Consider the following 15836-nt stretch of genomic DNA (forward strand, 5'->3'; position numbering starts at 1 on the left):
CGCAAAGCATTCCATTCGCATCCATGATCACTCCTCCGAGTCCGGCGCGTCGTTTCGTGGCGTGTCCAGGGCATCCTGGACGGCCGCCAGCAGACCGGCGCCGAGCTCCCGGACTTCGGGCGTAACTTCCTGCAGCGGATCGATTTTGCGCTTCCGCTGGGCGGGCGCCGGATCTCCCGGCGACCACACCGGCAGCTGATCCGATTCCACGAGCGTCCACTCCTCGTGCCACGGCAGCTGCCACACCTGACCGGCCAGCGAACCCACCACGTCGCGGTAGCGCCGGATCTCCGCGGGGATCCGGCCCGGCCGCGCCGCCACCGTCACCAGACCGAGCACATCGCACGGCCCGGCCAGGCCGGCGTGATGCTGGCGCAGCAGGTCGTGGGCGCGGGTCAGGCCGGAGATGGTCTCGCGGGCCACCAGTACGACGAACGGGGATTCGCGGTCGAAGACTCCGGGCCAGCGGCGATACGAATCAGCCGCGGGCGCAAGGACATGCGCGAGCGTGGACGCGCCCGCGCCCCCGTGCACGCCGAGCAGCCACACCAGAGGTGCGCGGCCGGCGCCGGGTACGGGACGGTCCCAAATCGGTGCGCGGCGGGCTTCCGGCGGCGGCACCACACCGGCCGCCAGAGCGGCCTCGGAGGAGGATCGGCGTTCCTTCATGGCTGCGGTCATGATGCCACTCCAGCAAGCAGGCGGCGATACGCACGGCGTGTCTCAGCGGCAAGATTGCTGTGGCGCACCAGCTCTCCGCGTGCCAGGTGCGGGTCGTAGGGAATCTCACGGACGTCCCGAACCCACCCGTCGAGATGTTCCCGCAAATGATCAGCGATTCGGGAGTCGGTGCCCGGCAACTGATGTGACACGACGATCGTGGTATCTCCCACGATTCCACCGCCCTGCCCCTCGCCCGGCGCGCCGAACTGGTCGTCGAGCCACTCCAACGTGACCCGCAGCCGGTTGGCGGCGTCCACGCGAGCCGGAATCGACAGCACCAGTGCGATATCCGCGTCCTCGAGCAGCGGCCGCAGATGCCTCGAGGCGATCGGATTGCCTCCGTCGTATACCGGGGTATACCCGGCGTCGTCGATGGCGCGGGCTACCGTCAGGTAGGTAGCCCGGCGGCGCAGCGGGTCCGGATCGCGCCACAGCAGGCCGATGCCGGAGGTTGCCCGGGACAGACATTCCTTGAGCGGCGCGGGCTCGTTGTCGCCGCGGCCGTAGAGCCAGGACTGCAGGCTGATCGGGCTCAGATGCTCGTCGGCGCCGCGCAGCGCTAGATCACTGCCGGCGGAGGTGGCGTCGACGGCGACGGTCTGCGCGCCGGTGGCGCCGATCTCGCCCGCGATACCCAGTGCGGTCGTGGTGGTTCCGGCGCCGCCGCAACCACCCACGACCAGAATCGGGCGCTGCGCGGGACCGGATTCACCGGAATCCCCACGGCGCTTGCGCAATCGCACCACCGGAGCCTTGGAACGCGCGGCACGACTCGACGATTCGCCCTCCTCGGGCACTTCGTCGAGCCAGCGGCTCCAGTCCTGATCCATTGGTCTCAGCTCTCCTCTAGCCTGCTGGGCTGCCCGCGACAGTTTTATGGTCGCCGATCATCGCGTGGCCGTCATTTCGTTGTACGCCGCGAACTCGCCGCCCGGAACGAAACGGGTTGCCCCGTACAGGGTGCCCAGAGATTGCGCGGTTCCGCCGCCCGAGTTCAGCACATATAGGGCAACTCCGCCCGCGACGGCTAGCAACAACACGGCAACAATGAGGAAAGCGATGGCGAAAAGCCGTCGGCCCGTGGACCGCTCGGTGCGGCCGCTCGACGATGTGTTGTCGTCCAGCGCATCCAGCAGCTCCGAGGCGCGATCCGGGCGCGGCTCGCCGGGTTCATCACTCTCGCTGGGGAATTCCAGCACGGTGGATTCACGGTAGCGCAGTCTCGGTGTGTACGAATCGGACTCGCGATCGGTCATCCAATCCGACCAGGCGCCGCTGAAATGGCTCCGCCGCAGCACGGACTCGGGCAGCGGCGGAATGTCGAACTCGGGTTCGGCGTCCTGGATGTAGTACGGATAGCGGGCCGGACCGTCGGCCGGATCCAGGTCGGCGGCGTCGAAGCCGCTGTCGCCGTTGGCATCCGGGGCGTCCTTCGCCGGGTCCAGCGCGGGATACCAGCGCGACACTTTTTTGTACGACTTCAACATTGCGCGGGGAGCCGCGGCGCCAGGCACGTCCTGCTGCATCGTGGACCCTCTCGGCGGTCGGTTGCTGTCGTCGGTGTCGAACAGTGGTCCCACCGCCGCACGGCCGCATGGCTCGGGCGAGACGGTCCCGATCGGAAATTCTCTCGCATGGACAGGAATCCAACGACTCGACGCGCCGGACAGGTAGTCCTAATAATCCGCGCGCGTGCGCGATAGCAGTGTCCCGACCGGGGCGTGCACACCACGCCGGACCCCAGTCTTCCCCTCCACGGAGAGAGAATCTACATTAACTAGAACTTGTTACAGGAGGTTTTGTGAAGACAGCAGATATCGTCGCGGTGGTCACCGGCGGCGCCTCGGGCCTCGGTGAGGCCACCGTGCGGGAACTGCACGCGGCGGGCGCGAAGGTCGTCATCCTGGATCTTCCCTCGTCGAACGGGAAGACCCTGGTCGAGGAACTCGGTGAGCGCGTGGTGTTTTCGCCCGGCGACGTCACCAGCGAAGCGGACGTCACCGCCGCGCTGGACGCCGCCCAGGCGCTCGGCACTTTGAGAATCGCGGTGAACTGCGCGGGCATCGGCAACGCCGTCAAGACGGTCGGCAAGCAGGGCGCGTTCCCGCTCGATGCCTTCACCAAGATCATCAACGTTAACCTGATCGGCACATTCAACGTGATCCGCCTGGCGGCGGAACGCATCTCGCAGGTCGAGGAAGCCGACGGCGAGCGCGGCGTCATCGTGAACACCGCCTCCGTGGCCGCCTACGACGGCCAGATCGGACAGGCCGCCTACTCGGCGTCCAAGGGCGGCATCGTCGGCCTCACGCTGCCGGTCGCGCGCGACCTGGCCTCGTTCAAGATTCGCGTCATGACCATCGCGCCCGGCCTGTTCCACACGCCGCTGTTCGCCACGCTGCCGGACTCGGCCATCGCCGCGCTCGGCTCGCAGGTGCCGCACCCGGCCCGGCTCGGCGATCCGGCCGAGTACGCCGCGCTGGTCCGCCACATCGTGGAGAACCCGATGCTGAACGGCGAGACCATCCGCCTCGACGGCGCCATCCGGATGGCGCCGCGGTAGTACGCGGTGGTGCGCTGCGGGCCGTGACGACGACCCGCAGCGCACCGGCGTCAGCGCGCGGGGAACTTCTTGATCATGAACTCGCCGAGCACATGTCGGCTGATCTGCGTACCCCAGTCGCCCCAGCCTGCGTCGAAAGCGTGCTCTCCGTAGGGAATCGGCTGCAGCTGATACTGCACCCCCACCGCCTTCAGCCGCTCCACGAGCTCGACGGACTGCGTATAGGGCACCACGTGATCGCGGGTGCCGTGAATGAGCAGGGTGGGCGGCAAGCCCTGCCGCACATAGGTGATCGGCGAAGCGGCCGCGTAGCGATCGGGCACCTGGCCGGGCGTGCCGCCGGTGTAGTCGCGCGCCAGGGTATCGACCTTGCTCACCAGCGCTGGATCCGAGTACATGGCGGCGAGATCGACCGCAGGATAGAAGGCGGCGACCGCTTTGACCGACGTGTCCGGCACCGGGCAGCTCGGCGGCACCTGCTCCCCCGCGTAGGCGGCCATGAGGGCCAGGTTTCCGCCCGCCGAACCGCCGATCACCATCACCCGCTCCGGGTCGACCAGATAGGCCGCGGCGTGCTGTTTCACCCATCCCACAGCGCATTTCACGTCCGCGGGGGCCTCGTTCCAGCGTGGCGGCGGGGAGAGCCGGTAATCGACGGCGAACACCGCGTACCCCCGGTCGTTGAGCCACTGATGCCATTTCGGGCCCTCGCCACGGTCGCCCTCGGCGAAACCGCCGCCGTGCACCCAGACCACGGCCGCGCGGGGCTGCTCCGGGGTTCCCGGCGGCAGCTTCACATCCAGCAGTAGGTCCTTGCCGTCGATCGTGTTGTAGGCGACGCTGCGGCGCTCATCCGGTTTGCCGTTGTTGGAGCCGCCCTTCAGGTAGTCCTTGACCGACAGCGTCGCGCCCGCCCGGTCGGCATCCTGCCAGGAAGCGACCACTGGGAAACCTGCAGCAACCACACCGGCCGCGCAGACGAGAGCGATCAGCACACCGCCCCAACGCATTACGCGCCCGGCCCGGAATCTGGCCAGCAGAGCCAGGCCGGCACCGGCCAACCCCAGTGGGATCAGATACAACCCGTAGTTGCTCACGATCATCGAGAACACCGTGAACTGCTCGGGTATCCGATACCGAGCGATCACGAACATGCACGAACCCATCAGCGCCGCAATCAGGAATGCCGCTGCGGCGAACACCGAGCGAACGATCATGCGCGCTATTAGCGCACGCGGAACCGCCCGCGCCCGGGCGGCACGCCGTACGCCGGGCTCAGAGCGCCGCGAACACGCCGACTGCGAGGATGACCAGACCGGCCATCAGGGTCACCGCACCCGCGAAACCGAAGGGGCCGGTCCACGTCTTGTCGGCGAACTCGTCGTTCACGCCGGTCAGCCAGTTGGCCGTGTCCTTGATGGCGATGAAGACTCCGGAGGCGACGAGAAGGATGGCGGCCGTGGTCTCCCACCAGCTCGACAGCTCCGACATGCGGGCCGCCCACACCAGGCCCAGCAGGATGGCGCCCTGCATGACCGCGCCCACGTGCGCGACGGTGAGATATCGCGGCGTCGGCGGATGGCCCTCCTTCATCCGCATGGCGGTCATCGGAAAGCCGAGCAGCGAACCGTAACCGAGGGTGAGCAGGCCGCCGATGGTGAGAATCTTCTCCGCCGTATTCATAGCGTTTCCCTTCCACTGTGTGTTCACGATAGGCCCCTTGCGAACGGTGCATATCGGAATCGATGGACTGAAACAGAAGTGAAAACGTGCAGTTCACGGCATGTTTCTGCTGGCGTGTCTTGATCGGATCGGCATAGAATTAGCACATGCGTTCGATGGAGGAGGTTGATGTCAGGCTCGGCGACTCGGTCGTCGATACTGCCCTGCGCGCCCTCCTCGATGCTGTGGACGCACTCTGCGCCTTGCCGCTTCCGAGTCATTCCGATGGCAAGGCCGTGGAGTTGTTGCGGGTTACCGAGTATGCGCATCGCAAGCTCACTGCGTTTCGGACGCCTCAGATCGTGGATCTGGCCGAGCGTGGGATCGACAAGCGGGCGGGGGCGGGGTCGATGCCGCTGTATTTGAAGGAGGCCCTGCATCTGTCGAGTGCCGATGCCTACGCGCGCACCCGGGTTGCCGAAGGGTGCGGGCAGTTCCTCACCGCCGAGGGCACACCCCGCCCGGTCGTGTTGGCGCACACCGCTGCCGCGCATGCGGACGGGTTGATCTCGACTGATCACGTGCGGGGAATCGCGCGGGTGATGCAGCGTTTTCCTGACCGGGTCAATGCGGCCGAACGGGAACAGGCCGAACAGATCCTGGCCGGGTACGCCACCCAGGGGTCACCGGACAAGTTGTCGGTCATCGGGAATGCGATCCTGGCGCGGTTGGATCCGGACGGCACGCTCACCGACGTGAAGGATCAGGCACGCATGCGCGGGATCACCCTGGGGCGTCAGCGTGCCGACGGCATGTCACCGATCAGTGGTGAGGTCGATCCGACCCTGCGCGCCTATCTGGATGCGTTCCTGGCCAAGTACGCCCGCCCCGGCATGTGCAACCCCGACGACGACGAAAGCCCTGCGGTCGGTGCCGAATCCGACAACCATGACCTCGTCGACGCCGCCGCACGTGACTGCCGCAGCGTCGCCCAGCGCAACCATGACGCGTTCGTCGCCCTGTTCGCGCCCGGGACGCGGTTGGACAAACTCGGCTCCCATCGCGGGCTGCCGGTGACAGCGATCGTCACCATGACCGTCGATCAGCTCGAATCCGCCTCCGGCGTGGCCACCACCGCCACCGGCGGCACGGTCCCCATCCCGCAGGCGCTGAAGATGGCACAGCATGCGCACCCGCTGCTCGCCCTCATCGACCACGCCGGGGTGCCGTTGTTCCTGGGGCGCAAGCGGTTGGCGTCGGCCGCGCAGCGTCTGGCGCTGTTCGCCGCTGAGCGCGGCTGTACTCGGCCCGGCTGCGATGCTCCCGCCACACTCTCGGCGGTGCACCACATCACCGACTACGCCAAGGGCGGCCGCACCGATCTGCCGAACCTCACCCTGGCATGCGATCGATGCCACGCCCTGGTCAACGACGGACCCGGCGGCTGGAAAACGGTTGTCATGGGCCAGGATTCGGACTATCCGGGCCGCACCGGATGGATCGCGCCACCCCACATCGATCCCACACAGACCCCACGGGTCAACCACCGCCACCACCCCGACGAACTACTCGCTCGAGCGCGCGAGCAGATCAGCGCACGCACCGACGCGGTGATCCGCCAACGGCGACAACGACAACGACAACGACAAAAGAGCCAGAAGTGAAGTACTCGGGGCCTACGTAGCCGAGCCGCTCACGCACGCCTACAGTCCCAGCGGCGTTCGGGAGACAAAGAATAACCCCGCAGTGCTGGTCACTTCGCCTGCCCTACCGGAGTTTCGCTCCCCCATCGCCTGCCGTCATCTCACCTCCCCGACGGGGAGACCGGCCGTGGTCACCTCCACAGACAAACAACAACGAACAAGAACAATGGGGGAGCGAAAGCCGGGTACGGCAGGCGAAGCAACCAGCACTGCGGGGTTATTCTTTTCCTCCCGAACCCCGCTGGAACAGCAACAACAGCGCGCCAACCCGGCTACGTAGGCCCCGAGTACCCCACCTCCCCCACCCTCGGATGCACAACGGCGCCCGGTCCGACCGAACCGAGCGCCGCACGAATCACACTGCGACTCAGCCGAAGTGGCAAACGTAGTGAACCGGCTCAGCCACCTCGATCTGGAAGCTGGAGTTGCCGGGAACATTGAAGGACTCCCCACCCCGATACACCTTGGCCTCGGTTTCACCCGCAAGCGTCACCTTGGCTTCACCCTCAATGAGCTCCATGATCTCCGGAGCACCGGTGTTGAACGTCAGCGTCGCCGGAAGAATGACGCCCACCGACTTGCTGGTACCGTCGGCCAACACAAGATTGTGTGACACGCACTTGCCGTCGAAATAGACGTTGGCCTTCTTGGTGACGGTGACATTCTCGAACGCGGTCATCGACTCTCCTGGTAGTGGATCGGGAGAGGTCAGCCTAACTTCCTGCCGCTACCCCACCGCCGCGAGGGGTGCGGCGGTGAGGGATCGGAAGGCGTCAGGCGGCCGAGGTCACGCGGTAGACGTCGTAGACGCCTTCCACGTTGCGGACCACGTTCAGCAGATGGCCGAGGTGCTTCGGATCGCCCATCTCGAAGGTGAACTTCGAAATGGCAACGCGGTCACCGGAAGTCGTGACCGCCGCCGAGAGGATGTTGACCTTTTCGTCGGCGAGGACCTTGGTGACGTCGGAGAGCAGGCGGGTGCGGTCGAGGGCCTCGATCTGGATGGCGACCAGGAAGACCGATGACGGGGACGGGGCCCATTTGACCTCGATGATGCGTTCCGGCTCGGAGCGCAGCGAATCGGCGTTGGTGCAGTCGGTGCGGTGGACGCTGACCGCGCCGCCGCGCGTCACGAAGCCCATGATCTCGTCGCCGGGGACGGGCGTGCAGCACTTGGCGAGCTTCGAGACCGTGCCGGGGGCACCGGGGATCTCGACGCCCGCGTCACCCGTCGAACGCTGCCGGGAAGGCAGGGTCGAGGGCGTACTGCGTTCTGCCAGTTCGTTTTCGACATCGCTGACCCCGCCGAGCTGGGCCATCAGGCGCTGCACGACGTGGTGGGCCGAGACCTGGTTCTCGCCGACGGCGGCGTACAGCGCCGAGATGTCGGTGTAGTGCAGTTCGTGGGCCAGGGCCGTCATGGCGTCGACGCTCATGAGGCGCTGCAGCGGCAGGCCGGAGCGGCGAACCTCCTTGGAGATCTGCTCCTTGCCCGCCTCGAGGGCCTCCTCACGGCGTTCCTTCGCGAACCACTGCCGGATCTTCGCCTTGGCGCGCGGGGACACCACGAAGTTCGACCAGTCGCGGGACGGGCCCGCGTTCTGGGCCTTCGAGGTGAAGATCTCGACGACCTCACCGTTCTCGAGCTGGCGTTCGAGGGCGACGAGGCGGCCGTTCACCCGCGCGCCGATGCAGCGGTGGCCGACCTCGGTGTGCACGGCATAGGCGAAGTCCACCGGGGTGGACTTCTGCGGAAGCGTGATGACATCGCCCTTGGGGGTGAAGACGAATATCTCGGGCGATTTGAGGTCGAAACGCAGCGACTCCAGGAACTCGGCCGGGTCCGCGGCTTCCCGCTGCCAGTCGAGCAGCTGACGCATCCACGCCATATCGTCGACCTCGGTGGAGTCCTGGGAGTGCTTGCCCTTGGTCTCCTTGTAGCGCCAGTGCGCGGCGATACCGAACTCGGCGGTGCGGTGCATGTCCTGGGTGCGGATCTGCACTTCCAGCGGTTTGCCGTCGGGGCCGACGACGGTTGTGTGCAGGGACTGGTAGACGCCGTAGCGCGGCTGGGCGATGTAGTCCTTGAAGCGGCCGGCCATGGGCTGCCACAGCGAGTGCACGACACCGACGGCCGCGTAGCAGTCGCGCACCTCGTCGCAGAGGATGCGGATGCCGACCAGGTCGTGGATGTCGTCGAAGTCCTTACCCTTGACGATCATCTTCTGGTAGATGGACCAGTAGTGCTTGGGACGGCCCTCGACGATGGCGTTGATGCGGCTCGCCGCCAGCGTGTTGACGATCTCGGCGCGCACCTTGGCCAGGTAGGTGTCGCGCGACGGCGCGCGGTCGGCGACCAGGCGCACGATCTCGTCGTACTTCTTGGGGTGCAGGATCGCGAAGGCGAGGTCCTCGAGCTCCCACTTCACCGTGGCCATACCCAGGCGGTGTGCGAGCGGCGCGATCACCTCGAGGGTTTCGCGCGCCTTCTTGGCCTGCTTCTCCGGCGGCAGGAAGCGCATGGTGCGCATGTTGTGCAGCCGGTCGGCGACCTTGATCACCAGCACGCGCGGATCGCGGGCCATGGCGATGATCATCTTGCGGATGGTCTCGGCCTCGGCGGCCGCACCCAGGTTGACCTTGTCGAGTTTGGTCACGCCGTCGACGAGGTGCGCGACCTCCTGGCCGAACTCGTTGGTGAGCTCGTCCAGCGAGTAGCCGGTGTCCTCGACGGTGTCGTGCAGCAGGGCCGCCACCAGCGTGGTGGTGTCCATGCCGAGTTCGGCGAGGATGTTCGCGACCGCGAGCGGATGCGTGATGTACGGGTCACCCGACTTGCGGAACTGGTGCGCGTGCTTCTCGTCGGCGACGTCGAAAGCCCGTTGCAGCAGAGCCAGATTCGCCTTCGGGTACAGCTCGCGATGCACGGTGGCCAGCGGCTCGAGCACCGGTTTCACCGCGGCGATTCCGCGCTGCCCGGTCATGCGCCGCGCCAGGCGCGCCCGCACGCGACGGGACGCCGACGTCGGCACCGCTGTGGAGTTGTTGCGAGGAGGCGTGCCGGGCGGTGGCGTGGGCTGCGCAGCGTTCGACGCGGCGTCGCCCGATTGCTCGGCGTTCGCCTTCTCCAAATGCTGAGTCATGCCACCACCTCTCCCGGTCTCGACCTGGCTCACCCTATCGGACCGTTCAACCACCCGGACCACCCACTTTAGTCCTGGAAACGTATCTGGACCGGGACGCCGAACGCTGCTGGACCGGTAAGGCCCCGAGCGAGGAAGATTACCCGCTCGAGGGCCGGTCCGGGCCACGTTGCGTCCCGCTTGCTCACCGCTGGTCGACGGGTACATCGACCAGCCCCTCCGCCGACAACTCGACGCGACGGGTCACACCGATATCCGCGAGGAAGTGCGGATCGTGGCTGACCACCACCAGCGCCCCCTGGAAAGCCGCCAGCGCCTCGGTGAGGTGCCGGAGGCTGGGCAGATCCAGGTTGTTGGTGGGCTCGTCGAGCAGCAGCAGCTTCGGCGCCGGATCGGCGAGCAGCAGCATGGCCAGCGCGGCCCGCAATCGCTCGCCGCCGGAGAGCGCCGCGGCGAGCACGTCGGCGTCGCTGCCCCGGAACAGGAAGCGCGCCAATTGTGCTCGGATCCGCTCGGGTTCGGCGTGCGGCGCACTCGCGGCGACATTCTCGAAAACCGTGCGCTGCTCGTCGAAGATGTCGAGGCGCTGCGGCAGCATGCGCCAGGCCACCTTCGGCTGTTCCGCGCGAATGCGGTGCAGCAGTGTGGTTTTCCCGGCCCCGTTGCGACCGGTGAGGGCGATGCGTTCCGGGCCGGTGATCTTCAGGGTCACCGTCGGGCCGTTCGCCAGCACCACGTTCTCCAGGTCGATCACGTCCTGCCCCGGATACAACCGGGTGCCGGGCAGATCGACGCGGATCTCGCGGTCGTCGCGCAACTGCTCCTGCGCCTTGGTGAGCGTGTCCTTCGCGTCGTCGAGTTTGCCGATGTGGTTGTTGCGCAGCTTGCCCGCCGACACCTGGGCCTGCCGTTTGCGTTCGGCCATGATGATTTTCGGCTCACGCTTCTGATCCCACATCTTCTGCCCGTACCGCTGGCGGCGGTCGAGTTTGATGCGGGCCTCGACGAGTTCGCGGGCCTGCTTCTTCACATCGCTGCGCGCGTCGCGGATAGCCGCGCGGGCGGCCTCCTGCTCGATCTCGATGATCCGCTCGTACTCGCTGTAATTGCCGCCGAACAAACGGATTTCGCCCTGCCGGAGTTCGGCGACGGCATCGACGCGCTCCAGCAGTTCCCGATCGTGGCTGACGGTCAGCACCGTGCCGGGGAACTGACCGACGACCTCGTAGAGACGCGCACGCGCCACCGCGTCGAGATTGTTGGTCGGCTCGTCCAGCAGCAGTACATCGGGTTCGGCCAGCAGTTCGGCGACCAGGCCGAGCAGCACCGTCTCGCCACCGGAGAGGGTGTCGAGACGACGGTCGAGCTGCGTGACATCGCCTGCGACATAATGCAATCCGAGTTTGCCGAGCAGCGCCACCGCCTGGCCTTCGACATCCCAGCGGGTGCCGACGACCTCGAAGTCGGATTCACCGCCGTCACCGGATTCGATGCGCTGCAAGGCATTCCGGATATCGGCGATGCCGAGCACCTCGTCGACCCGCTGCCCCGCGGCGAGACCGAGGTCCTGGCGCAGGTAGCCGAGCCGCCCGGGGACGCTCACCGAACCCCGCTGGGGACTCAGTTCAGCCGTGATCAACCGCAGCAGCGTCGATTTGCCCGCGCCGTTGCTCCCGACCAGGCCGAGGTGACCGGGTCCGAGGATGGCGTCGAGACCGTCGAAGACAGGGGTGCCGTCCGGCCACGCGAAGGTGAGATCGGAAAGGGAGACAGAAATAGACATAAACCCTCCTGAGGTGTGCTCGCGAGTGAAGATGCGGCGCGCTAATGCGGGCCACGCAGCGGCGGTTACCTCAGAAGATCAATGTCAGAGCTCCGATCGGACAGGGAAGGGAATGCACCCAAGTTATCCAGGCTAACGAATCTGCGCAAGCACTTATTTCCGTGAACCGGCTCACCGGGAGCCGGGTTCACTGCCCGATGCGCCGCGCCTTCATGCCGTTGAGCAGCGGCACTTCGGCCACGCCCCGGTCGCTTTCGGCGTGCAGCATCTTCCCGTTGCCCAGGTAGATGCCGACCGTCGCGGGACCGCGCGGGCCGAAGGTGCCGAACACCAGATCACCGGCCTTGGCCTTGATCAGCTCCACCTCCGCGCCCCGTTCCCACTGCTGCTCGGCGGTATTGGGCAGGGTGATGGTGCCGCCGCTGGCGGAAAAGACTGCGGCGGTGGTGAATCCGGCCGCGTCGAAGCCGCCGTTGGTCGGACCGGAGGTGCCGCCGCCACCGAAAACATAGGGGGTGCCGATCCATTCGCGTCCGGCCTCGGCGATCTGCGGCCCCAGATCGGCGGCCGCGTCGGGGATGAACCGGCCGCCGCTGGTCACGCTGCGGAAGCTCGCCTCCGCCGCCAGGATTCGCGCGACGTAGGGGCGCGTCTCGCTGAAGTGCGCGGCGTACTGGCTGGGCATGCCGCCCGAGGCGAGGACCGCGCCCTCACCGGCGTTGTAGGCGGCGATGGTCAGCGCGGTGAGGTCGCCGCTCACCTTGCCCTCCTGCATCCAGCCCTTGACGGTGGCGGCGATGGTGCACATGTAGCGCCCCTGGCCGATGATGGCGTCACCGTCGTCCCACACGCTGGCCGAACCGTTGCCGTCCGCGTCGATGACATACGGCTGCCCGTCGGGTGCGAGCGAGCGCGCGGTGCCGGGCAGGAACTGCGCCAGACCCTGCGCGCCGGCCGGGGAGGTCAGCCCGCGCCGGAAACCGGATTCGGCCTGTCCCTGCGCCGCCAGCAGCGAGGCGCTGATCTCCGGGCACAGCGAGCCCGCGCGCCGGTACCAGATCTCGAGTTCGGCGGGCACCTTGCCGGTGGCGAGATTGCCTCCGGCGGTACCGAATCCGTTCTCGCAGTACACCGCCGCGCCCGGGGCGGGCAGGCTCGCGCCGCCCAGCCAGGCGATCGGGTCGACCTGGGAGCCGCCGGTGAGGCGGCCACCCGGCACCACCTCGAAATGCAGGTGCGCACCGGTGGATTGGCCGTTGTTGCCGACATTCGCGATGTGCTGGCCCATCCGCACGACATCGCCGGTGCGCACGAACACGCCGTTGGACCACATGTGCCCGTACACGGTGGAGTACCGCCGCCCGCTCTCGTCGAGCGAGTCGATGATCACCCACTCGCCGAATCCGGAGGCCGGGCCCGCGGCCACCACCAGGCCGTCGGCGGCCGCGTAGATGGGGGTGCCGTCGGAGGCGGCCATATCCACGCCGAGGTGCCCGCCGCCACGCGAGCCGAATACGTCGGAGACGGTGAAAGTTCCTGCTGCCAAAGGGTATTGACGACGACCCAGGCCGTTGAGGCGGCCCGCCTCGTTCACCGCGGCCAGCGACACCTCCGGCGTCGCGCCGGCCGATGTGGCGGTCTGCTCCTTGATGGTGACCTGCACCCGATCGGTGTGGTTGCGGGCGCTGTCGCCGCGATCCTCCATGGGCGTCCAGGCGATGGCCGACGCCGCGGCGGGGGTCCAGCTGCGCTGCTTCCAGATCAGGTAGTCGACCCGGAAGGCGGCGGCGTTCTCCTGCAGGTAGGCGACGATCCGATCACCCTTGGCCTGATCGGCGCCGACGATGAATTCCACTGCGCGCCCGTCCCGATGGTCCGGATAGGAGTCGTCGGTGATCACACCGCGCATATCCATCATCCCGAATTGCGCGACCACACAGCGCAGTGCGCGCAGTGTGCCGTCCCGCAGCCCGGTTTCGGCGGGCGATCCCGTGGCGGGACAGTTGGGTTCGGTGCGCCCGGTGGTGGCCGACACCACCGCCGGTGTGCCGACGCCACAGTTCTCCTCGGTGGCGGGCAGGATGATGACCAGGATCAGCGCCATGAGAGCCAGCGGCAAGCCGAGGCCCACGCCCACAAGGACTTTGGAGTTCACGCCCGAACGCCCATGGCCGCCGCGGTCATCACCCGGACATCATGCCATGCCCGGTCGCCGAAAGACCGGAACGCCAGCTTGTTTCAACCGGTACGCACCGGGCATCCGAGACATATGCCTTATCTCTATCGCACTCAATCCGAGGGTGTCGCAGCCCGCGTCATCGCGGGGATCGGTGGGTTGTTCGCGCTCATCGAGGGTGTGTACATCCTGATGCTGGTGTTCGACGCCGATCAGTCCAATCGGTTCTTCACCTTCATCAAAGGTCTCGCCGAACCCCTCGCGCTGTTCTTCCCCGGTCTGTTCCACACCGGCAACGGTGATCTGGACATCGTGTTGAACTACGGTTTGGCGGCCGTGTTCTGGCTCGTCGTGACCAGCTTCATCGCCCGCCTGGTGGCCCGGTACTGACGGGTGCGGCCGGGTTCGCTTCGTCCGGTCCCACCGAGTGCCGGTACCTGCTCGCTGATTGATACTGCCCAGTCCGCCCAGCCGATAACGACACGCGGTTTCCGCTGGTCGCGACACGGTTGCGGCGGGCGTGGCGACGGCATGTTTCGGGCATATTCCCGTTATGCCGTACGTCGCCCGCAATGAGGCCACCGCCGCGCGCATCATCGCCGGGGTGGGTGCTCTGTTCGCCCTGACCGAGGGCCTGTACATCCTGATGCTGGTGCTGGACGCCGATCAATCCAATCGGTTCTTCCTGTTCATCAAGCAGTTCGCCGAACCCCTGGCACTGTTCTTCCCGGGCCTGTTCCACACCGGCAACGGTGATCTGGACATCGTCCTGAATTACGGTCTGGCGGCGCTGTTCTGGCTGATAGTCAGCGGCGCCGTCGCCAGGATGGTGGCCAAGTGAGCGCCGCGCCCACCACGATCAGAGGTCAGCCGAGGCCAGATCGTAGGCCGTGAGCGCCGCGGAGAACAGCGGCGTGTGCTCGGAGCGGCCGGGATCGTATCCGGTGAGGGCGGCGATGCGATTCAGGCGGTAGTTGAGCGTATTCCGGTGCACCACCAGCGACTCCGCCGCCGCGACCCGATTGTGGTCGTGCGCCAGGTAGGCCCGCAGCGCATCCATCAGATGCGGATGCGGGATGAGCGGAGCCAGCAGATCCAGCAGCCACGCGCGCGCCGGACCGGGCCGCGCGAACTGGTACTGCAGCGCGAGGTCGGCCATCCGGTAGACGCCGGTCGGGCGACCCAGACCGCGCGCCAGCCGCGCGATCTCCCCCGCCTCCTCCGCACGCGCCGGAATCTCGGAAACCACTGTGGCCGTTGCCGTTCCGGCGATCACCCGGACACCGGCGGCGGTGGCGATGCGGGCCACCGCCGAATCCAGCCGGGCCTGCGATTCGGTGGTCGGCACCAGCACCCAGCCCCCGGTGCGATCCAGCAGGGTCAGCGCATGCGGTGAGAGCACGTCGATCTCGCCGTGAATGACGCGCAGCGCCGGCCGCCCGGCCTCCGAGGATTCCACGGTGTCGGCGGTGCGCAGGGCCAGGACGTGATAGCCGCCGAGGGTCAGCCCGAACCGTTCGGCCAGCAGTTCGGCCGGTTTGCCCTGCAGCAGCGCCTGCGCCAGCGTGCGTTTGGCCTCCCGCTGCTCCCAGTGCAGATCCTGGCGTTCGCGCAGATAGGTACCCGCGACACCGGGGATGACCACGCCCAGATAGCGCAGCAGCTGCGGCACGGCGGCGAGCAGCTCGGCCTGACGCTGCGGGGTGTCGGCCGCCCGGCTGAGGAAGTCCCACGCCTCCAGCGCGCCCCGGTGGTAGACCGCGAGCGCCGCGTCGAGCGGAATGCCTTCGCGCGCACGACGGACCGCGACCGCGATCATGTCGTCGAGATCCTCCGGGCGCGGTTCCCGGCCCTCGATGACCAGCCGGACGAACAGGCGCAGGTTCTCCTCGGCACGGCGCACCAGATCCTGTTCCACGACCGTGCGCGGCAGCTGGTCGTAGTCGGGGAACGCCTGCAGTACCGCGGCCACCATCTGCCTGGCCATGTCGGGAATGCACGCGGTGACGAACGCCGGGAATGACTGCTCTGGTTCCTCCAATGAACTACCCACCCCCGCATTGTGGATCCGAACGAACTCTTA

At 67.3% G+C, this 15836-nt stretch carries 14 protein-coding genes; 4 read left to right on the plus strand and 10 right to left on the minus strand.

The window, feature by feature from the left end; translation table 11 throughout:
- Window positions 1-27: 27 nt before the first annotated feature.
- From JK358_RS20140 to JK358_RS20150, 3 genes are read right to left on the minus strand one after another with little or no spacing between them, the layout of a single operon-like run.
- On the minus strand, window positions 28-681 hold the full coding sequence (locus tag JK358_RS20140; RefSeq protein WP_201949257.1) for a hypothetical protein: 654 nt from the start codon (window positions 679-681) through the stop codon (window positions 28-30).
- The gene (locus tag JK358_RS20145) at window positions 678-1553 is read right to left on the minus strand and encodes a MinD/ParA family ATP-binding protein (RefSeq protein ID WP_201949258.1); all 876 of its coding nucleotides are present in this window, start codon (window positions 1551-1553) and stop codon (window positions 678-680) included. The genes JK358_RS20140 and JK358_RS20145 overlap by 4 nt, the downstream gene beginning before the upstream one ends.
- Before the next feature lie 57 nt (window positions 1554-1610).
- Window positions 1611-2249, minus strand: a complete 639-nt coding sequence (locus tag JK358_RS20150) for a hypothetical protein (RefSeq protein WP_201949259.1) — start codon at window positions 2247-2249, stop codon at window positions 1611-1613.
- A gap of 275 nt (window positions 2250-2524) precedes the next feature.
- Between JK358_RS20150 and JK358_RS20155 the strand changes: the two genes are divergently transcribed.
- On the plus strand, window positions 2525-3286 hold the full coding sequence (locus JK358_RS20155; RefSeq protein ID WP_201949260.1) for a 3-hydroxyacyl-CoA dehydrogenase: 762 nt from the start codon (window positions 2525-2527) through the stop codon (window positions 3284-3286).
- Between the two features lie 50 nt (window positions 3287-3336).
- On the opposite strand, the gene JK358_RS20160 is transcribed toward JK358_RS20155, so the two are convergent.
- Window positions 3337-4503 (minus strand): alpha/beta hydrolase, encoded by a 1167-nt coding sequence (locus JK358_RS20160; RefSeq protein WP_201949261.1) that lies wholly within the window; start codon window positions 4501-4503, stop codon window positions 3337-3339.
- Between the two features lie 58 nt (window positions 4504-4561).
- Entirely contained in the window at window positions 4562-4969 is a 408-nt protein-coding gene (locus JK358_RS20165; RefSeq protein WP_201949262.1) for a hypothetical protein, read from the minus strand.
- A gap of 146 nt (window positions 4970-5115) precedes the next feature.
- Between JK358_RS20165 and JK358_RS20170 the strand changes: the two genes are divergently transcribed.
- The gene (locus JK358_RS20170; RefSeq protein WP_232851560.1) at window positions 5116-6612 is read left to right on the plus strand and encodes an HNH endonuclease signature motif containing protein; all 1497 of its coding nucleotides are present in this window, start codon (window positions 5116-5118) and stop codon (window positions 6610-6612) included.
- 406 nt (window positions 6613-7018) lie between these two features.
- Here the strand turns inward: JK358_RS20170 and ppnP are convergent, their stop codons facing one another.
- The 4 genes from ppnP to JK358_RS20190 all read right to left on the minus strand — a co-directional run bounded on the left by ppnP (window position 7019) and on the right by JK358_RS20190 (window position 13732).
- On the minus strand, window positions 7019-7330 hold the full coding sequence (ppnP, locus tag JK358_RS20175) for a pyrimidine/purine nucleoside phosphorylase (RefSeq protein WP_201949263.1): 312 nt from the start codon (window positions 7328-7330) through the stop codon (window positions 7019-7021).
- 94 nt (window positions 7331-7424) lie between these two features.
- Complete coding sequence (locus tag JK358_RS20180; protein ID WP_201949264.1) at window positions 7425-9794, minus strand: RelA/SpoT family protein; 2370 nt, start codon at window positions 9792-9794, stop codon at window positions 7425-7427.
- Window positions 9795-9978: 184 nt separating this feature from the next.
- The gene (locus tag JK358_RS20185; RefSeq protein ID WP_201949265.1) at window positions 9979-11577 is read right to left on the minus strand and encodes an ABC-F family ATP-binding cassette domain-containing protein; all 1599 of its coding nucleotides are present in this window, start codon (window positions 11575-11577) and stop codon (window positions 9979-9981) included.
- A 187-nt stretch (window positions 11578-11764) separates the two neighbouring features.
- A complete protein-coding gene (locus JK358_RS20190) occupies window positions 11765-13732 on the minus strand; it encodes a peptidoglycan DD-metalloendopeptidase family protein (protein WP_307817636.1) in 1968 nt (655 codons plus the stop codon).
- 114 nt (window positions 13733-13846) lie between these two features.
- Here JK358_RS20190 and JK358_RS20195 point away from each other — a divergent pair, with 114 nt between their 5' ends.
- Window positions 13847-14143: a hypothetical protein gene (locus tag JK358_RS20195; RefSeq protein WP_201949266.1), complete on the plus strand. Its 297-nt coding sequence runs from the start codon at window positions 13847-13849 to the stop codon at window positions 14141-14143.
- Window positions 14144-14306: 163 nt separating this feature from the next.
- The gene (locus tag JK358_RS20200) at window positions 14307-14594 is read left to right on the plus strand and encodes a hypothetical protein (RefSeq protein ID WP_201949267.1); all 288 of its coding nucleotides are present in this window, start codon (window positions 14307-14309) and stop codon (window positions 14592-14594) included.
- A gap of 18 nt (window positions 14595-14612) precedes the next feature.
- On the opposite strand, the gene JK358_RS40395 is transcribed toward JK358_RS20200, so the two are convergent.
- On the minus strand, window positions 14613-15806 hold the full coding sequence (locus JK358_RS40395) for a PucR family transcriptional regulator (RefSeq protein ID WP_201949268.1): 1194 nt from the start codon (window positions 15804-15806) through the stop codon (window positions 14613-14615).
- Window positions 15807-15836 lie beyond the last annotated feature (30 nt).

This window comes from Nocardia acididurans (genome assembly GCF_016741815.1).
GTDB classification, from domain to species: domain Bacteria; phylum Actinomycetota; class Actinomycetes; order Mycobacteriales; family Mycobacteriaceae; genus Nocardia; species Nocardia acididurans.

Bases quoted from the DNA above. Each gene is read 5' to 3' on its own strand.
- JK358_RS20140 (WP_201949257.1), bottom strand. From the start codon at position 681: ATGACCGCAGCCATGAAGGAACGCCGATCCTCCTCCGAGGCCGCTCTG.
- JK358_RS20145 (WP_201949258.1), bottom strand. From the start codon at position 1,553: ATGGATCAGGACTGGAGCCGCTGGCTCGACGAAGTGCCCGAGGAGGGC.
- JK358_RS20150 (WP_201949259.1), bottom strand. From the start codon at position 2,249: ATGCAGCAGGACGTGCCTGGCGCCGCGGCTCCCCGCGCAATGTTGAAG.
- JK358_RS20160 (WP_201949261.1), bottom strand. From the start codon at position 4,503: ATGATCGTTCGCTCGGTGTTCGCCGCAGCGGCATTCCTGATTGCGGCG.
- JK358_RS20165 (WP_201949262.1), bottom strand. From the start codon at position 4,969: ATGAATACGGCGGAGAAGATTCTCACCATCGGCGGCCTGCTCACCCTC.
- JK358_RS20170 (WP_232851560.1), top strand. From the start codon at position 5,116: ATGCGTTCGATGGAGGAGGTTGATGTCAGGCTCGGCGACTCGGTCGTC.
- ppnP (WP_201949263.1), bottom strand. From the start codon at position 7,330: ATGACCGCGTTCGAGAATGTCACCGTCACCAAGAAGGCCAACGTCTAT.
- JK358_RS20180 (WP_201949264.1), bottom strand. From the start codon at position 9,794: ATGACTCAGCATTTGGAGAAGGCGAACGCCGAGCAATCGGGCGACGCC.
- JK358_RS20185 (WP_201949265.1), bottom strand. From the start codon at position 11,577: ATGTCTATTTCTGTCTCCCTTTCCGATCTCACCTTCGCGTGGCCGGAC.
- JK358_RS20195 (WP_201949266.1), top strand. From the start codon at position 13,847: ATGCCTTATCTCTATCGCACTCAATCCGAGGGTGTCGCAGCCCGCGTC.
- JK358_RS20200 (WP_201949267.1), top strand. From the start codon at position 14,307: ATGCCGTACGTCGCCCGCAATGAGGCCACCGCCGCGCGCATCATCGCC.